At 35.7% G+C, this 23,686-nt stretch carries 23 protein-coding genes; 21 read left to right on the top strand and 2 right to left on the bottom strand.

Annotated elements, in window-relative coordinates:
* The first annotated feature begins 5 nt into the window (after positions 1-5).
* The 3 genes from RBU59_RS03630 to thiI are packed head-to-tail and all read left to right on the top strand — an operon-like array spanning position 6 to position 3,155.
* On the top strand, positions 6-752 hold the full coding sequence (locus tag RBU59_RS03630) for a 16S rRNA (uracil(1498)-N(3))-methyltransferase (RefSeq protein WP_308146521.1): 747 nt from the start codon (positions 6-8) through the stop codon (positions 750-752).
* A 32-nt stretch (positions 753-784) separates the two neighbouring features.
* Positions 785-1,945 carry a cysteine desulfurase family protein gene (locus RBU59_RS03625; RefSeq protein ID WP_308146520.1) on the top strand — a complete coding sequence of 387 codons (1,161 nt, stop codon included), beginning with the start codon at positions 785-787 and terminating at the stop codon, positions 1,943-1,945.
* 34 nt (positions 1,946-1,979) lie between these two features.
* The gene (gene thiI / locus RBU59_RS03620) at positions 1,980-3,155 is read left to right on the top strand and encodes a tRNA uracil 4-sulfurtransferase ThiI (RefSeq protein ID WP_308146519.1); all 1,176 of its coding nucleotides are present in this window, start codon (positions 1,980-1,982) and stop codon (positions 3,153-3,155) included.
* Positions 3,156-3,276: 121 nt separating this feature from the next.
* Here the strand turns inward: thiI and RBU59_RS03615 are convergent, their stop codons facing one another.
* Entirely contained in the window at positions 3,277-3,510 is a 234-nt protein-coding gene (locus RBU59_RS03615; RefSeq protein ID WP_161838760.1) for an HPr family phosphocarrier protein, read from the bottom strand.
* 277 nt (positions 3,511-3,787) lie between these two features.
* On the opposite strand from RBU59_RS03615, the gene mtaB reads away from it, so the two are divergent.
* The 9 genes from mtaB (at position 3,788) to RBU59_RS03570 (ending at position 11,942) form a co-directional block, all read left to right on the top strand.
* The gene (gene mtaB, locus RBU59_RS03610) at positions 3,788-5,236 is read left to right on the top strand and encodes a tRNA (N(6)-L-threonylcarbamoyladenosine(37)-C(2))-methylthiotransferase MtaB (RefSeq protein ID WP_308146518.1); all 1,449 of its coding nucleotides are present in this window, start codon (positions 3,788-3,790) and stop codon (positions 5,234-5,236) included.
* A 121-nt stretch (positions 5,237-5,357) separates the two neighbouring features.
* Positions 5,358-5,618 (top strand): IreB family regulatory phosphoprotein, encoded by a 261-nt coding sequence (locus RBU59_RS03605; protein ID WP_308146517.1) that lies wholly within the window; start codon positions 5,358-5,360, stop codon positions 5,616-5,618.
* 282 nt (positions 5,619-5,900) lie between these two features.
* Complete coding sequence (gene ruvX / locus RBU59_RS03600; RefSeq protein ID WP_308146516.1) at positions 5,901-6,368, top strand: Holliday junction resolvase RuvX; 468 nt, start codon at positions 5,901-5,903, stop codon at positions 6,366-6,368.
* Positions 6,368-6,643, top strand: coding sequence for a DUF1292 domain-containing protein (locus RBU59_RS03595; protein WP_308146515.1), 276 nt, complete (start codon positions 6,368-6,370; stop codon positions 6,641-6,643). The genes ruvX and RBU59_RS03595 overlap by 1 nt, the downstream gene beginning before the upstream one ends.
* Before the next feature lie 300 nt (positions 6,644-6,943).
* Complete coding sequence (locus RBU59_RS03590) at positions 6,944-7,417, top strand: Fur family transcriptional regulator (RefSeq protein WP_308146514.1); 474 nt, start codon at positions 6,944-6,946, stop codon at positions 7,415-7,417.
* Between the two features lie 80 nt (positions 7,418-7,497).
* On the top strand, positions 7,498-9,171 hold the full coding sequence (locus RBU59_RS03585; protein WP_308146513.1) for a ribonuclease J: 1,674 nt from the start codon (positions 7,498-7,500) through the stop codon (positions 9,169-9,171).
* Between the two features lie 21 nt (positions 9,172-9,192).
* Positions 9,193-9,726, top strand: coding sequence for an endolytic transglycosylase MltG (locus RBU59_RS03580; protein WP_308146512.1), 534 nt, complete (start codon positions 9,193-9,195; stop codon positions 9,724-9,726).
* 42 nt (positions 9,727-9,768) lie between these two features.
* On the top strand, positions 9,769-10,446 hold the full coding sequence (locus RBU59_RS03575; protein ID WP_308148536.1) for an O-methyltransferase: 678 nt from the start codon (positions 9,769-9,771) through the stop codon (positions 10,444-10,446).
* Between the two features lie 269 nt (positions 10,447-10,715).
* Positions 10,716-11,942, top strand: coding sequence for a peptidase U32 family protein (locus RBU59_RS03570; protein ID WP_308148535.1), 1,227 nt, complete (start codon positions 10,716-10,718; stop codon positions 11,940-11,942).
* 95 nt (positions 11,943-12,037) lie between these two features.
* Here RBU59_RS03570 and RBU59_RS03565 read toward each other — a convergent pair whose 3' ends face one another.
* Entirely contained in the window at positions 12,038-12,556 is a 519-nt protein-coding gene (locus RBU59_RS03565; protein WP_308146511.1) for a hypothetical protein, read from the bottom strand.
* A 515-nt stretch (positions 12,557-13,071) separates the two neighbouring features.
* Between RBU59_RS03565 and speD the strand changes: the two genes are divergently transcribed.
* The 9 genes from speD to RBU59_RS03520 all read left to right on the top strand — a co-directional run bounded on the left by speD (position 13,072) and on the right by RBU59_RS03520 (position 23,684).
* Complete coding sequence (gene speD / locus RBU59_RS03560; RefSeq protein ID WP_334307748.1) at positions 13,072-13,872, top strand: adenosylmethionine decarboxylase; 801 nt, start codon at positions 13,072-13,074, stop codon at positions 13,870-13,872.
* 16 nt (positions 13,873-13,888) lie between these two features.
* Positions 13,889-15,346 (top strand): aminotransferase class I/II-fold pyridoxal phosphate-dependent enzyme, encoded by a 1,458-nt coding sequence (locus RBU59_RS03555; RefSeq protein ID WP_308146509.1) that lies wholly within the window; start codon positions 13,889-13,891, stop codon positions 15,344-15,346.
* Entirely contained in the window at positions 15,346-16,194 is an 849-nt protein-coding gene (speE, locus tag RBU59_RS03550) for a polyamine aminopropyltransferase (protein ID WP_308146508.1), read from the top strand. Before RBU59_RS03555 ends, speE begins: the two co-directional genes overlap by 1 nt.
* Positions 16,195-16,261: 67 nt before the next feature.
* Positions 16,262-17,461 carry a saccharopine dehydrogenase family protein gene (locus RBU59_RS03545; RefSeq protein ID WP_308146507.1) on the top strand — a complete coding sequence of 400 codons (1,200 nt, stop codon included), beginning with the start codon at positions 16,262-16,264 and terminating at the stop codon, positions 17,459-17,461.
* 135 nt (positions 17,462-17,596) lie between these two features.
* Entirely contained in the window at positions 17,597-18,745 is a 1,149-nt protein-coding gene (gene nspC / locus RBU59_RS03540; protein ID WP_308146506.1) for a carboxynorspermidine decarboxylase, read from the top strand.
* A 372-nt stretch (positions 18,746-19,117) separates the two neighbouring features.
* A complete protein-coding gene (locus tag RBU59_RS03535) occupies positions 19,118-19,261 on the top strand; it encodes a hypothetical protein (RefSeq protein WP_308146505.1) in 144 nt (47 codons plus the stop codon).
* A complete protein-coding gene (locus tag RBU59_RS03530; protein ID WP_308146504.1) occupies positions 19,245-20,939 on the top strand; it encodes a methyl-accepting chemotaxis protein in 1,695 nt (564 codons plus the stop codon). Before RBU59_RS03535 ends, RBU59_RS03530 begins: the two co-directional genes overlap by 17 nt.
* Before the next feature lie 129 nt (positions 20,940-21,068).
* On the top strand, positions 21,069-21,707 hold the full coding sequence (gene sigK, locus RBU59_RS03525) for an RNA polymerase sporulation sigma factor SigK (protein ID WP_308146503.1): 639 nt from the start codon (positions 21,069-21,071) through the stop codon (positions 21,705-21,707).
* A 261-nt stretch (positions 21,708-21,968) separates the two neighbouring features.
* Positions 21,969-23,684 (top strand): GspE/PulE family protein, encoded by a 1,716-nt coding sequence (locus tag RBU59_RS03520; RefSeq protein ID WP_308146502.1) that lies wholly within the window; start codon positions 21,969-21,971, stop codon positions 23,682-23,684.
* Positions 23,685-23,686 lie beyond the last annotated feature (2 nt).

Here is a 23,686-nt window from a genome sequence, read left to right as displayed (position 1 = left end):
CGTTTATGTACCGCTTTTATGTAGAACCGAACCAGATCGGTGAAATTAATATAAATATAACAGGGTCCGATGTGAATCACATTAAAAATGTGCTGCGAATGACACCCGGTGATAAAATAATTATCTGCAATGGACAGGGAAAAGACTTTTATTGTATAATAAAGGATGAATCCGGCAGTCAGATTACGACAGAAATTCAAGAAGTAATTGATACCGATACGGAATTAGGGGGTAAACTTTATCTTTTTCAGGGGATACCCAAAAAAGACAAGATGGAGTTAATTATACAGAAAGCTGTGGAATTAGGAGTTTACGAGATAATTCCGGTAATGACCAAAAGAACCGTTGTGAAATTGGAAGATAAGAGAAAAGAATTAAAAAAGTTAGAACGTTGGCAGTCGATTTCTGCCAGTGCTGCAAAACAGTCAGGACGCGGTATCATACCTAAAGTAACGGACACTTTCACAATGAAAGAAGCTGTTTCGTATGCAAAAAACCTGGATTGTAAGGTGATTCCCTATGAAAAAGCAGACGATATTACCAATACAAGGAAAATAATAGAAAGTATTAAAAGTAATCACTCGGTAGGTATTTTTATCGGGCCTGAGGGTGGTTTTGAGGAACAGGAAATTGAACAGGCTAGGAACGCCGGGATAATTCCAATTACCTTGGGTAGAAGAATATTGCGTACGGAAACAGCCGGATTGGCTGTTTTAGCCATGTTAATGCTGCAGTTGGAAAGCGCAAGATAATTCGCAAATTCCTGCGCAGAAACGGAGAAAAAATGGAAGTTTATTTGGACAATGCCGCAACTACCAGGGTATTTGATTCAGTTAAAAATATAATGATGGAAACTTTGGGTGTAGATTATGGCAATCCATCTTCTATGCACCAAAAAGGAATTGATGCAGAAAAATATATAAAAAATGCAAGAGAGATCATCGCTAAAAGTTTGAAAGTAGATTCCAAAGAGATCATATTTACATCCGGTGGTACGGAATCCAATAATATGGCTGTGATTGGTACCGCTTATGGGTATAAGCGCAGCGGTAATCATATTATAACTACAAAGATAGAGCATCCGTCCATACATAATCCTCTTTTTTTTCTGGAAGAAAATGGATATCGGGTATCCTATATACCGGTAGATCAGAATGGTAACGTTATCATGGAGGAACTTTTAAATGCGGTTTGTGATGATACGATACTGGTTTCGGTAATGTATGTGAATAATGAAATTGGATCGGTACAAAATATTAGTGAAATCTCCAAACGAATAAAAGAGAAAAATCCCAAGGTCTTATTACATGTAGATGCAATTCAGGCATTTGGTAAATATAGAATCTATCCGAGAAGGGAGGGCATCGATCTACTGTCCGTAAGCGGTCATAAAATCCATGGGCCAAAAGGCAGCGGAGTATTGTATGTCCGGGATAAGATAAAAATTAAACCAATATTATTCGGCGGCGGTCAGCAAAAAGGAATGCGATCCGGTACGGAAAATGTACCGGCAATTGCAGGAATCGGACAGGCTGTTTCTGATATATATGAAAACCATGAACAAAAAAGAGAAACTCTATACCAGTTAAAAAAGACATTCATAGAGGGAGTCAAACAGATAGAGGGTGTAACTGTTAATTGTATTGGCAATACCCTAACTGATTCAGCTCCCCATATCGTAAGCGTAAGTTTTGATGGAATTCGAAGTGAAGTTTTATTACATGCATTAGAGAGTAAAGGAATTTATGTTTCTTCAGGCTCTGCTTGTGCATCCAATCATCCAAGTTTAAGCGGAACACTGAAAGCAATCGGACTTAAGGAGAATTTGTTAGATTCTACCCTGAGGTTTAGTTTTTCTGTTTTTACGACTATGGAAGATATTGAGTATGCCATTAACATATTAAATGAGCTGGTACCGGTTTTAAGAAAATACAGCAGGCATTAAATTGTGACTAAAGGTCACTAAGAGAGGATAAAGCATGTATAAAGCATTTTTAATTAAGTATGCAGAAATAGGTATAAAAGGAAAAAACCGATATATATTTGAGAACGCTTTAAGAGATCAGATTAAAAATTCCGTTCGTAATCTTGGTGATTATCTTGTAACCAAAGAACAGGGAAGAATCTATATTGAATGCCCGGAGGAATATGATTACGAAGAGACTGTAGAAGCTCTACAGAGTGTATTTGGAATAGCTCAGATCTGTCCGGTGATGATTATAGATACCATAGAATGGGAACCGTTAACACAGGCAGTGGGTGATTATGTAGAACAAAGATATCCGGATAAAAATTTTACTTTTAAGATGGAAGCAAAACGCAGTGATAAGAATTATCCCAGAACTTCACCGGAAATCTGTGCTGATATGGGGGCCTATTTACTGCGCCGTTTTCCGGAAATGAAAGTGGATGTACACAATCCCTCTGTACGAATCATGGTGGAGGTAAGGAATCGATCCTATGTGTATTCTGAGGTTATTATGGGACCCGGAGGAATGCCGGTGGGTACTAACGGAAAAGCAATGCTTTTGCTGTCCGGCGGTATTGACAGTCCGGTTGCAGGATATATGATAGCCAAACGAGGTGTAACCATCGATGCGGTTTATTTTCATGCTCCCCCTTATACCAGCGAAAGAGCAAAACAAAAGGTAGTAGACCTGGCGAAACTCATATCCAAATATACAGGACCAATTAAACTTAATGTGATTAATTTCACAGAAATACAGCTTTATATCTATGAAAAATGTCCTCACGAAGAACTGACGATTATTATGCGCAGATATATGATGCGTATTGCAGAGAAAATAGCAGAAGAATCAGGCTGCCTTGGTTTAATTACCGGAGAAAGTATCGGACAGGTAGCAAGCCAGACGCTTCACAGCTTAGCTTCAACCAATGAAGTATGTAAGCTGCCGGTATACCGACCGTTAATAGCCTTTGATAAACAGGATATCGTAGATATAGCGGAGAGAATCAATACGTATGAAACATCTATATTACCGTTCGAGGATTGCTGTACTATATTTGTTGCAAAGCACCCTGTTACAAAACCCAGTTTAAAAGTTATTCGACATTCCGAACGTAGTCTGGAAGAAAATATTGAGGAAATGGTTAAAACAGCTATGGATAACAGAGAAATCGTTTTCGTTCAATAGTACTAAAGCTGCAGCAAGTGAACAATCAGGGTTCGCCTAATGATTGTTCACTTGCTGCTAAAAAGAGGATACATAAGTATCCCCCATAAGTAAGTTTAAAACCTTCTTTATTCAATTTACCTTATTCAACAATATAAGGTTTCAAAATACTAAGAATTTTATCAACGTTATCTTCACTATGGATATTTAAATCAATAGGTTTAGATAAATCCAAACTAAAAATACCCATGATTGATTTGGCATCGATTACATATCTACCGGAAACTAAATCAAAATCGGAATCAAATTTAGTTACGTCATTTACAAAGGATTTAACCTTATCAATTGAATTGAGAGAGATTTTTACTGTTTTCATTGTAACTCCTCCTTTTACATAGATTTTTATAGGATAGTAAAACTATCTTAACTACAAGTATATACTACATTTTAGCAATTTAAAAGTCAATATACAAAGTAAATAAAAAAAGCGGATAACTAGGACACATTTCACCAAAATATGATTTATCAAGGTTTTTTATTTCAATCTAGTATCGCTGACCTTTATAAATATATGCAAAAGTAATAAAAATATTAGTAAAAATATGTAAAATGTAATTAAGAACCAAATGTAAAGAAGTTTAGAAAGGATTCAAATGAACATAAATAAAAGACAAGATCCAAATTGTAAATCAGTTGCTTTTCTGACATTAGGATGTAAGGTAAATTCTTATGAAACGGAAGCAATGCAAAAGATTTTTGAAGATGCAGGGTACAGGACTGTTGATTTTAACCAGCATTCTGATGTGTATGTTGTAAATACCTGTACAGTAACCAATATTGCAGACAGAAAATCCAGGCAAATGCTTCATAAAGCAAGGAAAATGAATGAGGATGCGGTAGTGGTTGCTGTTGGCTGTTATGTACAGACAGCAGAGGAAATCTTAGAACAGGATGAAGCAATTGATGTTGTTATCGGAAACAATAAAAAGAAAGATATCATCCATATACTGGATGAATATTACGAAAGAAACAGAAATAATAAATCAGATGAAAAAGAAGAGGATTTAGAATACAACATTGATATAGAGAAATCACATATAAATGCAGAACTAGATAAGGAAAAGCGCTTTACTGCTACGTTAAAGGATAATGTAATCGATATAGCCGCAGAAACAGAGTATGAAGATCTAAGTATCGAATCGGTGTCGGAAAAAACCAGAGCTTATATTAAGATACAGGATGGATGTAATCAGTTCTGCTCTTATTGTATTATTCCTTATGCAAGAGGACGGGTACGCAGCAGGGAAGAAAAATCTATCATAAAGGAAGTCGAAAATTTAGTTTTAAAAGGTTATAAAGAGATTGTACTAACTGGTATACATCTTTCTTCCTATGGTATTGATTTAGAAAAAGAAAACCAGCTACTACAATTAATTGTTAATTTAAGTAAAATAGACGGCTTAAAAAGAATTCGCTTGGGTTCATTGGAACCAAGAATAATTACGGAGGAATTTGCCGAGACTCTATCTGATAATACTAAAATCTGTCCGCATTTTCATCTTTCCCTTCAAAGCGGTTGTGATGCCACTCTGAAACGTATGAATAGAAAGTACGCTGCAAAGGAGTATTATGAGAAATGTTTGCTTTTACGTAAATATTTCACTAACCCGGCAATTACTACAGATGTTATAGTAGGTTTTCCGGGTGAAACAGAAGAAGAATTTACTTGTACAAAAGAGTTCTTAAAAAAAGTATCTTTTGCACAAATGCACATCTTCAAGTTTTCCATCAGGAAAGGTACTGCCGCTGAACGAATGCCAAATCAGGTAAGAGATGAAATTAAGACGGATAGAAGTAATGCACTTATAAAGCTGGAAGAAGTGATGGCTAAGGAATACCGATCTTTATTTTTAGATAAAACAGAGAATATCTTAATAGAAGAGACAATTACTGTTGATGGTAAGACTTATCAAATGGGTCATAACGAAAGATATATGAAATTAGCTGTTACTTCCGATAAGGATTTAACGAATCAAATGATAAAGGGGAGAGTTTCCGGATTTCTTAATAAAGATATTATGTTCTGTGAAATAATGGATTGAAATTTCTGAGGTTTTATATTAATATATATATAATAGATCGTGAAAATTCGAATTCATTCTTATTTCGCAATGGCAAAATATTCATTAAAGATATAGATAGAAAGATAAAGGACGTGATGTTATGCAGGATTTTAACAATACACAATATTTCAAAGTACAGAAAGAAAATGAAATTTCAGTAAGAGAAATAATTTCTGCTGTTTTTGCAGCGATGACAGAAAAGGGATATAATCCGGTTAATCAAATCGTTGGATACGTCATGTCAGGTGATCCAACCTACATAACCAACCATAAGGGCGCCAGAAGTATGATTATGAAGGTTGAGAGAGACGAAATTTTAGAAGAACTATTAAATGATTATATTAAACACAATTTGAATTAATAGATAGATTGAGCAAGAAGAAAACCAGGATGGATAGTTAGCAAAAAAACTTTCAGTCATCAGATTCACGTAAGGAATGTTTTAAGCCGGTATGAATCGATACAATTCGGGTAATCCTATTGTTTCATGATTTTGTTACTGTTTTATCGATGCCTCTATTATGAATTAATGGGCCAAACATGCAAAAGTAGTTTTTGTGCTGAGCAATTAAAGGTTCTTCGAATATACCGAGGCGGCGGAATAGTTACATTATTTTATCGATTCAGATATTTAGGAGGAAACATGAGGATTATGGGACTGGATTACGGTTCCGTCACTGTAGGTGTAGCGATAAGTGATGAATTATTAATAACTGCCCAGGGAATTGAGACAATCCAAAGGAAACATGAGACGAAATTGCGGCAGACGCTGGCAAGAATTGATGAACTCATCAAAGAATATGCTGTTGAACGAATCGTACTTGGATACCCAAAGAATATGAATAATACCATTGGTGAGCGCGCTGTAAAGTCTGAAGAATTTGCAGAGGTTTTACGTAAGAGAACCGGGCTTTTAGTAGTATTGTGGGATGAAAGACTGACTACGGTAGCAGCTCATCAGACTTTAATCTTAGGTGATGTCAGACGAGAAGAACGAGGTAAGGTAGTAGATAAGTTGGCAGCGGTATTAATTTTACAGGGGTATCTGGATTTTTTGAGTAATCAGAGAAAAGAAAATCAAGGAAACAGGATAGATACAGGAGAATTGTAATGGAAGAGCAGAAAAATAAAGTTATTTTTACAACAGAAGATAATGAACAAGTCGAATTCTGCGTTTTAGAACAGACAAAATTAAATGGAATCACTTATCTTTTAGTTACGGATTCAGAGAAGGAAGATGAGGAAGGAACTGCTTATATATTAAAAGATTTATCTAAGGATGAGGATGAATCTGCCCTGTATGATATTGTTGAAGATGAGAGTGAATTAGAGTCTATTGCAAAAATATTTGAAGAATTATTAGAAGATGTCGATATAGAGACATAGAAAAACTTTAACAAAGATCAAATGAGCGTAATATAAAAGTTTAAAATAGTTATAAAAATATAAAATGAATACTTAAAATATTAAATGGTTAAAGTTTAATACTTGAAATAGTAATGACAAATATAAAAATGTCAAAAAATGTCAAATTGGTATAAAATTTAACACAATAAGATATAACATATAATATATTAAAGAATAAATAATAAAATGAAAAAGATATAAAAGTGCGAATTATTTAATTAGATTTATTGATTTCATGGATTTTATAACAGCTGTTATAAAATCAGGAAGGTGATATGCATGCCTGACAAACAGGATCGATTCAAAACTTTATTAAAACAAAATGGACTTAAGGTAACAACACAAAGAATAGATATTCTTGAAGCTTTGGAAAACAGACCGGATAAGCATTTAACTGCTGAGGAAATATATGAATGTGTGAGAGTAAAAAACCCGGATATCGGGTTAGCTACCGTATATAGGACAATTCAATTATTGGCAGAGTTAAACCTTATCGATAAGCTAAATTTGGGTGATGGTTTTATTCGTTATGAAATCGGAAGTCAAGGATGTGAAGATACTGCCCACCATCATCATCATTTGATTTGCTTAAATTGCGGAAATGTTTTTACCTTTCAAGGTGATTTATTAGAAACCCTGGAACAGAGAATTCAAGAAGCTATGGATTTTGAAGTAGTAGACCATGAGGTAAAAATGTTCGGATATTGCAAGGCTTGTCGTAAAGCAATTCAGGAAAAACGTGATAAGAATTGAAATCGGATCTAATTAAATATGGAGTGCACTTTAAATATAATGGTCAATAATACATAAACTAACTATTGGAGGTGCATTGTTTGAAAGAAAATTTAACAGATGTAAAGGGTGTAAAAATTATACCTTTAGGTGGATTAGAACAGATAGGAATGAATATTACAGCATTCGAATATGAAGACAGTATTATTGTTGTCGATTGCGGTTTGTCCTTTCCGGAAGATGATATGCTTGGAATTGATCTGGTAATACCGGATGTAACTTATTTAAAAGACAATATCAGCAAGGTAAAAGGATTTGTAATTACCCACGGGCATGAAGATCATATTGGTGCTTTGCCCTATATTCTTAGAGATATTAATGTACCGATTTATGCTACAAAATTAACCATCGGCATTATTGAGAATAAATTAAAAGAGCATAATTTATTAAAAACAACAAAGAGAAAAGTGATTAAATATGGCCAATCTATTAATTTAGGATGTTTTCGTATTGAATTTATAAGGTCAAACCATAGTATTGCAGATGCAGCCGCATTAGCCATATTTACCCCAGCCGGAATCATTGTTCATACCGGCGATTTTAAAGTTGATTATACACCGGTATTTGGAAGTACCATAGATTTGCAGAGATTTGGTGAACTAGGTAAAAAAGGTGTCTTAGCTTTAATGTGTGATAGCACTAATGTAGAAAGACCAGGGTATACCCCCTCTGAAAAGACAGTCGGTAAAACCTTTGATAATATATTTGCAGAAAGTATTCGCAGTCGAATTATCGTTGCAACTTTTGCATCTAATGTCGACCGTGTACAGCAGATTATTAACTCTGCCGAAAAATACGGCAGAAAAGTAGTTATTGAAGGCAGAAGTATGGTAAATATCATTACTACGGCATCAGAACTTGGATATATTAATATGCCTAATAATATTATGATAGATATTGAGCAAATGAAAAATTATCCGGACGAGAAGATCGTCTTAATAACTACCGGCAGTCAGGGAGAAGCCATGGCAGCCCTGCCGCGTATGGCAGCATCCATTCATAAAAAGATTTCGATTAAACCGGGAGATACAGTAATTTTTAGTTCTACGCCTATTCCTGGTAATGAGAAGCCGGTATTTAAAGTAATTAATGATTTATCCATGAAAGGTGCTAAAGTTATTTTCCAGGATACACATGTTTCAGGTCATGCCTGCCAGGAAGAGATTAAGCTTATTTATGCATTAACCAAACCGAAATATGCGATTCCGGTTCACGGTGAGTACAGACATTTAATGAAACATGCTGAGTTAGCACAGAATATGGGAATTCCGAAAGAAAATACCTTTATCATATCATCCGGTGATGTTTTAGAAGTTTCAGACCAGAAAGCCGGTGTGGTTGGTAAAGTTCCCGCACAGGGTATATTTGTAGATGGTTTAGGCGTTGGGGATGTAGGTAATATCGTTCTTCGCGACAGACAGCATTTATCAGAGAACGGATTATTAATTGTAGTGGTAACGTTAGAAAAATATACAAACCAAATTCTATCCGGACCGGATATTGTTTCCCGCGGATTTGTATATGTCAGAGAATCTGAGAATTTGATGGATGAAGCCCGGATTGTTGTAAGCGATGCTCTGGATAAATGCCTTAGCAAAAACAATGCAGACTGGGGAAAGATGAAAAATGAAATTAAGGATTCTTTAAGCGATTACTTATGGAAAAAAACGAAGAGAAATCCTATGATACTCCCTATTATCATGGAAGTAAATTGATTTTAAAAGGAGATAGTAAGTATGACTTCTAGGCCTACTTCTGCACAACTAGTTTTAAAAATAACCAGCTTTATATTGCGGATGTTATTGAACATTTTGTTTTATACCATAGTTGTAATTTTAATTGCAAGAGCCAGTAAAATTACTTATGATTTCTGTTACCAGATATTTGGACAAGTAACGGTATCAGAAGAACCTGGACGCGACATAGAGATTGAGATCAGCAAAGGTGAATCAACTATGAATGTAGCCAGTAAGCTGGAGTTAAACAGAATTATTGTAAATAAATATTCGTTTTATGTAAAAGCAAAGCTTAAGAAGCATACGATTATGCCGGGTACTTATGCCCTGAATACTTCTATGACTTATGATGAGATATTTGCCATCATTACCGTACCGTCATCAGAGGAGACAGATACCAATAACGGAGATTCTGATACAAGTGGTAACAAGGATGGGAAAAGTACAGCAGACGATAGGTCAAAAACGGACAATTCAAGCGATACTGACGATTCTGACGTAACAAATGATACAGACGTTACCGGAGATAATTAATACAATAGAGGCGAACCAAGGCTGGCTGTTTTGGTTCGCCTAATTAAATTAAGGAATAATTATATGATTGTTGATGAGAGAATAACCGCATATATTAATACATTGGAGAAAGAATTGCCGTCCTATCTATATGAGTTGGAAAAGACCGCGCTGACAGAGGGGGTCCCAATCATAAGGAAAGAGACTCAAACTTTCCTAAGGTTTTTACTGGCGGTTAAAAATCCATGTCAAATCCTGGAGATAGGAGCGGCAGTGGGATTTTCGGCATTATTTATGAGTGAATACATGCCGGAAGATTGTAACATAACCACGATTGAAAAAGTGGAAATGCGGTTAGTAAAAGCCAGAAAAAACATAGCATCAGCTCCCAGGAAAGATAAGATAACCCTTTTAGAGGGTGATGCTCTATTATTATTAAAAAAAATGGCTATGAAGAGAAAAGCAGAGTATGATTTTATTTTTTTAGATGCTGCAAAGGCACAATATATGAACTTTCTGCCTGAGATAATGAAACTATTAGCAAAAGGCGGACTATTAGTAACGGATAACGTCTTGCAGGACGGAACAGTAGCAGAATCACGATACGGAATAACCAGGAGGGACCGTACCATACACACAAGGATGAGGGAATATCTCTATACCATAACCCATATGGAGGAACTGGAAACAGCGGTAATACCGGTAGGAGACGGAGTAACAGTCAGTACAAAATTAAAATAAGAGTTTTAGATAAAGATTATACGAATAAGAATTATCTGAATAAGAATTATCTGAATAAGAATTATCTGAAAAAGAATCACCTGAAAAAGAATTATCTGTAATATGAACTATATGAAAAGAAATATATGATAATAGAAACTATATAAAAACAAAACAGTACTACCAATCAGAGAAAGGTTAGGAGCAGTATGACAGAAAATAATGCAGCCTGCAATGAGCAGATGCTTAAATTTAACACAGAAACCCAAAAGAAGGAAGTACCTTTTGGAATTAAGAAACCCGAGTTATTAATTCCGGCAAGTAATCTGGAAGTATTAAAAACAGCAATTATATATGGAGCCGATGCAGTCTATATCGGTGGAGAAATGTATGGACTAAGGGCAAAGGCTAAAAATTTCAGTTTGGAAGATATGAAGGAAGGAATCAATTTTGCTCATTCCTATGGTAAAAAAGTGTATGTAACAGCTAATATTACCGCACATAACGAGGATTTATCCGGTGTAACCCGCTACTTTGAAGAACTAAAAGAAATCAAACCGGATGCCTTAATCATATCAGATCCCGGAGTATTTGAGATAGCAAAGGAGATTGTTCCTGAGATTGATATTCATATCAGTACTCAGGCAAATAACGTCAATTATGGAACCTACCGTTTCTGGCACAGGATGGGAGTATCCAGGGTAGTTTCTGCCAGAGAATTATCTTTAGAAGAAATAAAAGGAATTCGTGAAAATATACCCTATGATTTAGAAATTGAAACCTTCGTTCATGGTGCCATGTGTATTGCTTACTCCGGCAGATGTTTATTAAGTAATTATTTTACCGGAAGAGATGCAAACAGAGGAGCCTGTACTCATCCCTGCAGATGGAAATATTACCTCACTGAAGAAACCAGGCCGGGTGAATATCTGCCGGTGGAAGAAAACGAAAGAGGAACCTATATCTTTAACTCGAAAGACTTATGTATGATTGAATATATACCTGAATTAGTTAGGGCCGGTATAGACAGTTTTAAAGTAGAAGGCAGGATGAAAACGGCACTTTATGTAGCTTCCGTAGCCAGAACCTACCGTAAAGCCATAGATGATTATTTTGAATCACCGGAATTATATAAAAAAAATATACCTTACTATAAAGAAGAAATATCAAAATGTACTTACAGGCAGTTTACAACCGGATTTTTCTTCGGAAAACCAAATGAAGAAGCCCAAATTTATGATAATAATACCTATGTTAAAGAATACACATATCTGGGTATCATAAATGGCAAAAGTGAATCAGGCCTTTATGAGCTGGAGCAGAGAAATAAATTCACAGTGGGAGAAGAAATCGAAGTAATGAAACCTGACGGCAAAAATCTAATCGTAACCGTCAAGAAGATTACGGATGAAGAGGGAAATGAGATGGAAAACTGTCCTCATCCTAAACAAAAAATCTTCGCAGACTTTGGTGTGGATTTGGATATTAATGACCTTTTAAGAAGAAAAGAAGATTAATATTTGAGGAGCGGCTGCACATCAACTTTATAGGTTGGTTTTTCAGCCGCTCCTCTGTATTTCGGAAACTTTAGTTAAGTACCGGTTTACTATAGTTAGTTGGGAGAAACGCCATCCACTTTCCAGTGACCGTTTTCCCGTATCAATGTGATACTTCCTTTAAAAGTAATTGTTTTAGAAACATCCTTTTCAGTTTGGACCTGTATAGTAAAAGCATAACGTTTACTTCCCTCTAATGCATCTTTCGGTTCTAATTTAATAGTGGACAACTTTAAATCTGAATTTTCTTTATGGGCAGTGTTAGCCGCTATGGAAGGGATACGGTTATCAAGAAATATTTTATAGCCATTTTCGGTTAATCGTTCTCCATATACCGTGCGAAGATAATCAAAAAGTATTTTATTATTTTTCAGACTTTGAGTTAGTGTGTTGGTCAGGTATTCATAATCTTTTACTGTGGCACCATAAGTTAATGTAAGTACAGTTTTTGCCACTTTTTCTCCATTGTCTCTCCTGCTTCTTGCGGCAAATATAATTACAGCAATAATTATGGTTACGACGATTACCAGAGCCACTGCAATTAGCAACTTTTTATATTTATTGGGTATATTCATGACGTTTTATTACTTGCTCCTTACTATTGATATTAACGAAAGGCAACCATATTTTAATCAGATACAAGAATCTAGTAGCAATAAGTTCACTGAAAATAAGGTCTGATTTATAAACATATTATATTCCTACTTTAAATAAGAGTAAACAGTAAAAATTATATTTATTACTGAGATAGTACACAATCAATGGAATCTTTCTTGCAATTCATTATTTATAATAACTCAATGTCGAACCTTGTAATGAACATAGATTAAATAATATTTAAGAGAAACAGTAATAATAAACAGTAATAATAAACATTGGAATAAGTAAATTGTGGCTATATATCATTGACTTTCATCCTATAGAGTTGTAAACAAAAAAATGATAACCCAGATACTTATTACCCAATTTAGAAAACCTTAATAAATACAGGGATACTAATGGGGTTAAATCAAAAATATCCATTGATTTTTAGGGTTAAACGTGCTACAATGTAACCCGATTATTAATTAGAAAGGTTGTGATGTTAGGGTTGGAAAAAAAGCTGACTTTGTATGGCTTTAACAACCTCACAAAAACACTTAGCTTCAACATCTATGATGTTTGCTATGCAAAAAGTGAGAGAGAACAAAAGGATTATATTGCCTATATCGATGAACAATATAATTCTGAAAGATTAACAAAAATCTTATGCGATGTAACGCAAACAATTGGAGCTCATATACTAAATATTTCTAAACAGGATTATGATCCTCAGGGTGCCTCAGTTAATATCTTAATAGCAGAAGGAGATTTATCTTCCGAGCATATTGATGAATCCTGTAACCAGGGAAAATACTCTGAGTTAAGAGATACGGTACATGCCCATTTGGATAAAAGTCACGTTACAGTGCATACATTTCCGGAGTATCATCCTGATAACTCCATTTCCACTTTTCGTGTAGATATTGATGTATCTACCTGCGGTGAGATATCACCACTTAACGCGCTGGATTATCTAATCGGTAGTTTCGACTCTGACATTATAACGATTGATTACAGAGTCAGAGGTTTTACCAGAGATGTTGAGGGCAAAAAATATTATATTGACCATGATATAACATCAATACAGGATTATATCGATGATGTTACCTTAACCAAATACGATGCAATTGATGTGAATGTATATCAATCCAATATATTTCATACCAAGATGCTGATTAAAGAAATAGAACTGCAGAATTATCTTTTTAATCTTGACGTATATGAATTACCGCCCAAGCAAAGGCTTGAAATAACGAGTAATTTACGCAAAGAGATGATTGAGATATTCAGCGGCATGAATATATATTAGTTGTGGAGGTAGAGATATGAATTTACTTTTACAACAAAAAGCGCCGATTCACGAAGCGCTGTTAAGACATAAGTCAAACAGGGTTGTTCCGTTTGATGTACCAGGACATAAAGGAGGCCGGGGAAATAAAGAACTAACTGATTTTTTAGGTGAAAACTGCCTGAAAGTTGACGTTAATTCCATGAAACCCCTGGACAACCTCTGCCATCCTACTTCTGTCATTCGTGAAGCGGAACAAATTGCAGCCGATGCATTTGGTGCTAAGGCAGCATTTTTTATCGTCAATGGAACAACAGCCTCTGTACAGGGGATGATTATGTCCGTCTGTAAAGCAGGGGATAAGATTATTATGCCAAGAAATGTGCACCGGAGTGCTATCAATGCTTTAGTAGTCTGCGGTGCCATTCCTGTGTATGTGAATCCGGGAGTAAATAAGGATTTAGGAATCCCTTTAGGAATGTCTTTGTCCGATGTTAAGGAAGTTATTCTTAATAATCCCGATGCAAAAGCTATTTTAGTGAATAATCCAACCTATTATGGTATATGCTCTGACTTAAGAGGAATCGTGGAATTTGCCCATGAGCACGGGGTAAAAGTACTTGTAGATGAGGCTCATGGGACCCATTTTTATTTCGGTGAAGACATGCCGGTTTCTGCAATGGCGGCAGGAGCAGATATGGCAGCAGTAAGTATGCATAAAACTGGGGGTTCTCTTACTCAGAGTTCTTTTTTACTTTGCGGAAATGGAGTTAATCCCCATCATGTAAGACAGGTTATTAATTTGACCCAGACTACAAGCGGTTCCTATCTGTTACTGGTATCCCTTGATATAGCAAGGAAAAATCTTAGTTTACACGGTAAGGAATTGATTCGGAAAACTGTAGAAATAGCGGAATATGCCAGGGGCGAGATTAATAAACTGGGCGGATATTATGCTTTTGGAAAAGAGTTAATCGATAAAGAAGCCGTATTCGATTTTGATCCGACGAAGTTATCCGTACACACCAGGAACATAGGACTTGCCGGTATTGAGGTTTACGATCTGTTAAGAGATGAGTATGATATTCAGATAGAATTTGGTGATATCAGCAATTTTCTTGCTATTATATCTGCCGGAGACAGAGCACTTGAAATTGAGCGTTTAATAGCATCCCTTTCAGAAATTAAGCGATTATATGGTAAAGATGATAAATCAGATATGTTTGACCATGAATATATTAATCCCGATGTAGTATTTGCACCCCAGCAGGCATTTTACAGTTCCAAGAAATCACTGCCTATCAAAAAATCAGTTGGAAAAATCTGCGGGGAATTTGTTATGTGTTACCCACCGGGAATACCGATTCTTGCTCCAGGCGAGAAAATTACGGAGGATATCGTAAATTATATACTATATGCCAAGGAAAAAGGTTGCCTGCTCACCGGTACAGAAGATATGGCTGTTAACAATATTAATGTGGTGGAGGTAGATTAATGGACTTATGGTACACGGAGAATCATACGGAAGAAGCACGATTCTCTATTAAAATCGACCGGCAGTTAGTCAGTAAGCAGAGTGAGTTTCAAAGAATAGATATATTTGAATCCAGGGAATTCGGAAGAATTCTGACTCTGGACGGTTATCTTATGGTAACGGAAAAGGATGAGTTTATTTATCATGATATGATAACCCATGTTCCAATGGCTGCAAATCCTAATATTAAAAATGTATTGGTGATTGGTGCAGGAGATGGCGGAACGGTTCGGGAATTACTGCGCTATGATACCATAACTCATATTGATATGGTGGAAATCGATGAAGAAGTAGTAAGGTTATGCAAGGAGTATTTACCTTTTACGGCTAACAGTCTTACCAATGAAAGAGTACACCTCTTTTTTGAAGATGGTTTAAAATTTGTAAGACATAAGGAAAGGGAATACGATCTGATTATTGTTGATTCCACGGATCCTTTCGGTCCGGGGGAAGGACTCTTTACGAAAGAATTTTACGGTAATTGTTACCGTGCTCTAAATGAAGAGGGAATCCTGGTTAACCAGCATGAAAGTATGTATTATTCGTCCTATGCAGCTTCCATGAAACGTGCCCATCAGAGGATAAAAGAAACTTTTCCTATAGCCAAGATATATCAGGCTCATATACCGACTTATCCCTCGGGACATTGGCTGTTTGGATTCGCTTCTAAGAAGTATGATCCGGTGGGAGACCTGGATGCAAAGCATTGGAATAACTTGGGAATAAAAACCAAATATTATAATACAGATTTACATGTAGGTGCCTTTGCTATTCCAAATTATGTAAAGGAACAATTGGAATCGTATTAAAAGGTTATTTTTAGAATATAAATTTATGAATTCTGATTTAATGAACAGATGAATAGGAGGAATATACATGGGAAAAGCGTTGATCATTGGTGCTGGCGGCGTAGCCAGTGTTGTAGTTCATAAATGCTGTCAGAATCCGGATATTTTTGAGGAAATCTTAATAGCAAGCAGAACCGTATCGAAATGTGAAACTTTAAAAGAAAAATTACAAGGTGGTAAAACCAAAATATCGACTGCACAGTTGGATGCAGACAATACCGAAGAAATCATTGCTTTAATTAATAAATTTAAGCCGGACATTGTAATTAATGTGGCACTTCCTTATCAGGATTTGACTATTATGGATGCCTGCCTGGCCACTAAGGTAGATTATCTGGATACGGCTAATTATGAACCAATCGATACCGCTAAATTTGAATATAGCTGGCAATGGGCTTATAGGGAGAAATTTAAGGAAGCCGGTATTACGGCAGTATTAGGCTGCGGTTTTGACCCTGGTGTAACCGGTGTATTTTCGGCTTACGCCATGAAGCATTATTTTGATGAAATTAAACAGATTGATATTTTGGATGCTAATGCAGGGGATCATGGATATCCTTTTGCAACGAATTTTAATCCGGAGATTAATATTCGTGAAGTTACTGCTAACGGCAGTTATTTTGAAAACGGTGAATTTATTGAAACGGAACCTATGTCAATCAAACGAGTATATAATTTCCCTGAAATCGGTGATAAGGATATGTATCTGCTCCATCATGAGGAAATGGAATCTCTTGCTTTAAATATAAATGGAATTAAAAAGATTCGTTTCTGGATGACTTTTTCCGAACGTTATTTAACCCATCTTAAAGTACTTGAGAATGTTGGTATGACATCGATTGAGCCGATAGAATTCGAAGGAAAACAGATTGTACCTCTTCAGTTTTTAAAGGCAGTGCTTCCGGATCCGGCTTCCCTTGGGCCAAGAACCAAAGGAAAAACCAATATCGGATGTATCTATCAGGGAACAAAAGACGGCCAGCCTAAAAATTATTATGTATATAATGTTTGTGATCATGAAGAATGTTATAAAGAGGTTGGTTCTCAGGCTATTTCCTATACCACTGGTGTTCCTGCCATGATAGGAGCAATGATGGTATTAACCGGTAAATGGAAAAAACCCGGTGTATTTAATGTGGAAGAGTTTGATCCCGATCCGTTTATGGAACAATTAAATAAACAGGGACTTCCCTGGAAAGAGGATTTTAATCCGAGTTTAGTAGATTAAATAAATGCCGCTTAGGCAGCTGATAAAAAGAAGCTGTTGCAAATACAACACTAATTTTTCTTAAGTATAAATTAGTCGATTTTGCAACAGCTTGAATGCATTTAATGCGTGTAGATTACGCAGATAGGAGTTAGCATGAATTTTGATGTAAAAAACCTACCTACACCAATTTATATTGTAGACGAAAGCCTTTTAAAGAAAAACCTGGAAGTATTAAAACAGGTGTCCGATGCCACAGGCTGTAAAATACTACTGGCACAAAAAGCTTTCTCCATGTATTCTGAATATTCTTTAGTTGGGAAATATTTACAGGGAACGACTGCCAGTTCGTTATACGAAGCGAGACTAGGCAGGGAAGAGATGAAGGGGGAAGTACATATATTTTCTCCTGCTTATCGTGAAGATGAAATAGATGAAATCATATCTCTTTGTGACCACATGGTATTTAATTCCTTTTTCCAATATAAAAAATTTAATCCGGTAATAGAAGCCTCGGGTAAAAAAGTAGATTGCGGGCTTCGAATCAATCCGGAATATTCTGAGATTGAAACGGATTTATATAATCCTTGTATTCCTGGCTCAAGATTTGGTATAACCCTGTCCCAATTTGAGCATTTTTTGGAAACGGAGAATTTAGAGGGAATAAACGGTCTTCATTTTCATACGATGTGTGAACAGAATTCCGATGTTTTGGAGCGAACGGTAGACGTAGTAGATAAAAAATTCGGCAAGTTTATCAGCAAGATGAAATGGCTTAATTTTGGCGGAGGCCATCATATTACGCGACCGGATTATGATATTGATACCTTAATCAACTCCATACGGTTTATGAAAGAAAAATATGGGGTAGAGGTATACTTAGAACCTGGTGAAGCGGTGGCTCTGAATACCGGTTTTTTGGTTACAAAGGTTTTGGATACTTTGGTAAACGGTATGGATATTGCTATACTGGATACTTCGGCAGCCTGCCATATGCCCGATGTTCTTGAGATGCCTTACCGCCCGGAAGTGATTGATGCCGGAAAACCTGGAGAACATCCTTTTACTTACCGACTTGGAGGTCCGACCTGCCTGGCCGGAGATGTTATCGGAGATTACTCTTTTAAAGAAGCGTTAAAACCCGGGGATACTTTAGTGTTTTGTGATATGGCTCATTACTCCATGGTTAAGAATAATACTTTTAACGGAATCGGATTACCTGCCATAGCAGCCTGGAGCCCGGAGAGGGGAATTAGAATAATCAGGCAGTTTGGTTATGATGACTTTAAAATGAGGTTATCCTAAAAGATCTAACTTAAATCGTTTGTAATTCTATAGAATGATCAGCCTGACAAAAGCCAATTTTATAGTATGGCTCTGTCATCTGTATAATTTATTTCTTGAATGCGTAATGTTGAGTTATAGATGTGCTAATCAACAATTGAAAATTCATCATATGGATTTTGTAGGGTGAATTACAGAATAATCACTTTTCTGATATGGGAAAGTGATTATTTTTTGGGCTCTAATCATTCAAGATACCTTTTTCAGTTTTTTATAATTCTTTTTTTATGATTATTTAATATTGTTCCCGGTTTGTTGATTTCATTTTATTAAATTGTAGTGTATACTTTCTGTACTTTAAATATTACTAATAAATAGAAAGGGAGGAAAAGAGTGAAAGAAAAATTTGAAAAAGAAAGGTTGCCACTGTGTGATTCTTTCACTCTGCGAAACTTTTGTTTCGCATTTTATTCTGTGGCAGTATCGCAGGCCTGCCTGCGATATGCAATGGGTGTAAAATATGAAGCTGCGATTTAAAGATTGGAAGATAAGAACGAAAATATTAATGTCATTGATAGCTCTTACGTTTTTCTTTTTATATGTAATTATAAGATCTTATTCTGCTATGGTGGATTTTACCGGTAATAAGATACCACTGGTACTGGCAAATGAGGCAATCAATACAGAATTACTTGAAATGAGAAACAGTGAAAAGGATTTTCTGTTATTAAAGACATCAGAGGTTCAACATTTTAAAGAAAGTAAAATTGATTATATAGACCAATTTGAAAAAAATTATAATGATCTCATAACTAATCTTAACAGCGTAAAAAACAATCAGGATATTCAAGATAACGAAGAACTGAGAAGTAAACTTACGGATATATTAAATACTGTTTCCGAATATCATGATAATTTTCTAAATGTTGCTGAGAATATAAACAAAATTGGTTTTGAAGATTATGATAAATATCAGGCTGCAATAGCAAAATTGACACCGATGCTTACTGAATTTCATAATCTAATATTAGAAAATATAAATTCAGAGGTGGAAACCATAATTAAAATAGTAATTATAACTACAGTTGTAATTATACTGATTGTACTGCTTTTTAGTTTATATGTATCGAAAGTAATCACAAAACCTATTAATCAGACAAACGATATGCTTCGTGATATTGCTGAGGGTGACGGTGATTTAACCAAACAACTGTCAATTAATACGAAAGAGGAATTAGGGACTTTAGCATCCTGGTTTAACCAGTTTATTTATAAGATAAAAAATACTGTAGGTATTGTGCAGAAAAATGCGGATATCATAGCGGCTTCGTCCATACAATTAACTTCCGCATCCGACCAGGCAAATCAGGAAATTGATAATATTGCAAATGAAATTAATCGTATTACGGATGGCTTACAAAACAATGCCGGGATTATAGAAGAAGCAACCGCAAGTATAGAAGAAATGGCAAGTGGAGCTGTATTAGTTTCCAAGGAAGCCGAGGATGCTGCGAAATACAGTAATACTGTTTTGGATGTTGCCTCAGAGGGTGTTCTGAAGCTAAAAGAAATGGTAGGAACAATGGAAAATGTACAAAAATCCTCCGTACAGATCTATCAGATGATTGAGGAATTAAAGAATACATCAGGGCAAATTAATGAAATCGCATCTTTAATTACGGGAATCTCGGAACAAACAAACCTTTTAGCATTAAATGCTGCCATTGAAGCTGCCAGAGCTGGGGAAGAAGGAAAAGGTTTTGCGGTAGTAGCAGAAGAGGTAAGAAAACTTGCCGAAGGAAGCAAACAATCAGCTGATGATATTAAAGGTCTGATAAAAACAGTTGAAGATAAAGTAGCATGTACTTATGATGCTGTAAAAACAGAACAGGATTTAGTGGATGGAAGTGTCAGGAAAGCAGGGGAAACCGATTCACAATTTAAGAATATACTTTCACTGATTGGTGATACCTCGCAAAAGATTACCACTATTTCGGAAGCTGCGAGACAACAATCTGTAGTCACAAATGAGATGTCTAAAGCGATGGAGGAGATCTCTTCCTCCACCCAGGAAAGCGCTGCATCATCAGTCCTTATCAGTAATAATGTTACGAAACAGGTACAAACTTTTGAAAAAATAAATACCAGCATCACAGAGTTAAATAATATAGCACAGACTTTAAAAGATGAAACAAAACGGTTCAAAACAGAGTGATAGTTAAAAATACAAAAGATTAACCAAAAACTTTTTAAATAATATTATTTTAATTAAATAGGAAAGGCACTTAATTTATACCCACATCATAGACTAGTAATAAACCCTAATCGTTGAGGTGCTTTTTCAGTGAAATCCTTTCCCAAGCCACTGAGCGCCAAGGAAGAAACGGAAATCTTAAACCAATGCATGGAAGGAAGTAAGGAAGCTAGAGACATCCTGATTGAACGAAATCTCCGTCTGGTTGCACATATTGTTAAGAAATATAATACAGCGGATAAAGAGATAGATGACCTTATATCCATTGGCACAATCGGCTTAATTAAAGCCATAGACACCTTTGATGCAGATAAGGGTATCAGACTTGCAACCTATGCATCCAGGTGTATTGACAATGAATTGTTAATGATGCTAAGAAGTGGAAAAAGACAGGCAAAAGAAGTGTACTTATATGAACCTATTGGATCCGATAAAGAAGGTCACGAAATTAATTTATTAGATATTATTGAAAGTTCAGACACCGATATAGTAGATGAATTGGAATTACAGGGCAATGTAAAGAAACTTTATGAATTAGTCAATAAAGTTTTAACTAAAAGAGAAAGACAGATCATAGAAATGCGGTATGGATTAAATATGCAGGAAGAAATTACGCAAAGAGAAATTGCTAATAAAATCGGAATATCCCGCTCTTATGTATCAAGAATTGAGAAAAAAGCACTGAAAAAACTACGAGAAAGTTTCGAAAAAGATAATAAAGGGTTATAGCTTCAGGGCTAAGTCAAACGGATTTCATAAAAGATAATTCGCTTGACTTAGCTTTTTTTATAAAATAAAAGCCCGACCGGCAGAATTCGCACCTTACGGAAAGGTTATACCAATTATGCAAATTTTAACTGTACCCATTATATCTGGACAGAAAAATATATGTGGTGTAGAATAAAGTTATTGCCTATTAGATAAAAAATGAATATAAGTAGTATTCATATTTAATACAAAAGCCTGCTTTAGGGCAGATTGGAGACAGAAATGGGGAGTAATACCAGAATAAAAAAAAGGCTTGGTGATCTTCTTATTGATGCGGGAATCATTGTAGAAGACCAGTTAAATATAGCCTTAAAGGAACAAAAGAAAGTAAAAGGCAGAAAGCTCGGAGAAACGCTTATTGATCTGGGATTTACCGATGAGATAGAAATTGCGGATGCGTTAAAGGAACAGCTTCGCCTGGATATGGTTATGTTATCAGGAATACGGATTCCTGGTGAAATTTTAAAATTAATCAGTGACCAGACAGTCTTAAGAAAAAACATGATTATCCCCTTTGCTTTTAAAGATAATAACCCCAATGTGCTTAGGGTAGCCATGGCAGATCCAATGGATATAGTAGCCATGGATGATTTAAGAATATTAACCAATCTGCAGGTTGAACCTGTAGTGTCTACAACCAGAGAAATAGCTGCCGCCATTGATAAATATTTTGGCAATGCAGAAGTTTTAGCAGTAGCGGCCAAGTATTCTCAGGAAAAAGAACAGCAATATCAGGCGGAAGCAGAACTTGTGTCAGCATATAATGCCGATGTCAACAATTCTCCTATTGTTATCCTTGTAAGAACGATAATAGAACAAGCTGTAAGACAACGTGCCAGCGATATACATATTGAAGCCATGGAAGAAAAAGTCCGTGTCCGTTACCGTGTAGATGGAATTTTATACGAAGCTATGACATATCAGGCAGATTTGCTCTCAGCTATTGTGGCGAGAATTAAAATAATCGGAGATATGGATATTTCAGAAAAAAGAAAACCGCAGGATGGCCGTATGACTATGACTGTTGACCGACAGGAATTTGATATTCGTATTTCCATCCTTCCTACCGTATTTGGAGAAAAGGTTGTTTTACGTCTTACCTCTAAGAAAAACCTTAGTAAAGCGAAAAAGGAATTAGGACTTACAGAAGAGGATATGGTTAAATTCGACCGGCTTTTATTAAAACCTCACGGTATGATATTAGTAACGGGACCTACCGGAAGCGGAAAATCAACTACTCTTTATACTGCACTGAATGAAATTAATAAAAACAATGTTAATATCGTTACGGTAGAAGATCCGGTAGAAGCTAATATTACCGGTGTTAATCAGGTTCAGGTAAATCCTAAATCAGATTTAACCTTTGCCAATGCACTTAGGTCAATTTTACGCCAGGATCCTGATATTATTATGATTGGTGAAATAAGAGATGAAGAAACCGCAAGTATAGCTGTAAAAGCATCTATCACCGGACATTTAGTAGTAAGTACCCTTCATACCAATAATGCAGCAAGTACCATTACCCGTCTGGTGGATATGGGGATTGAGCCTTTCTTATTGGCAGATGCCATGGCTGGTGTTATAGCACAGCGGTTAGTCAGACGTTTGTGCAAATGTAAAAAAGCAAGATATGCAACGTCCGCCGAAAAAGAATTGTTAAACATAACACCTGATAAAGAGCAGGTAATATATGAACCTTGTGGCTGTCAACTATGTAACGATACCGGATTTTACGGACGTATCGGTATATACGAGATAATGCCGATAACCCCCAAAATACGTGAAATCATAAGTAAAAGAAAGACGGCAGATGAAATTATGGCTGTTGCGTTAGAAGAGGGGATGCGGATATTAAGAGTGAATGCTTCAAAATATGTTTTAGAAGGTATAACTTCTTTAGATGAAATGAAGCGTGTTACATTGGAAGATATGATTTAGAA

Source organism: Anaerocolumna sp. MB42-C2 (assembly GCF_030913705.1).
Lineage (GTDB): Bacteria > Bacillota > Clostridia > Lachnospirales > Lachnospiraceae > Anaerocolumna.
Note: the sequence above shows the minus strand (reverse complement) of the source record. Positions and strands in the feature narration are given on the sequence as shown.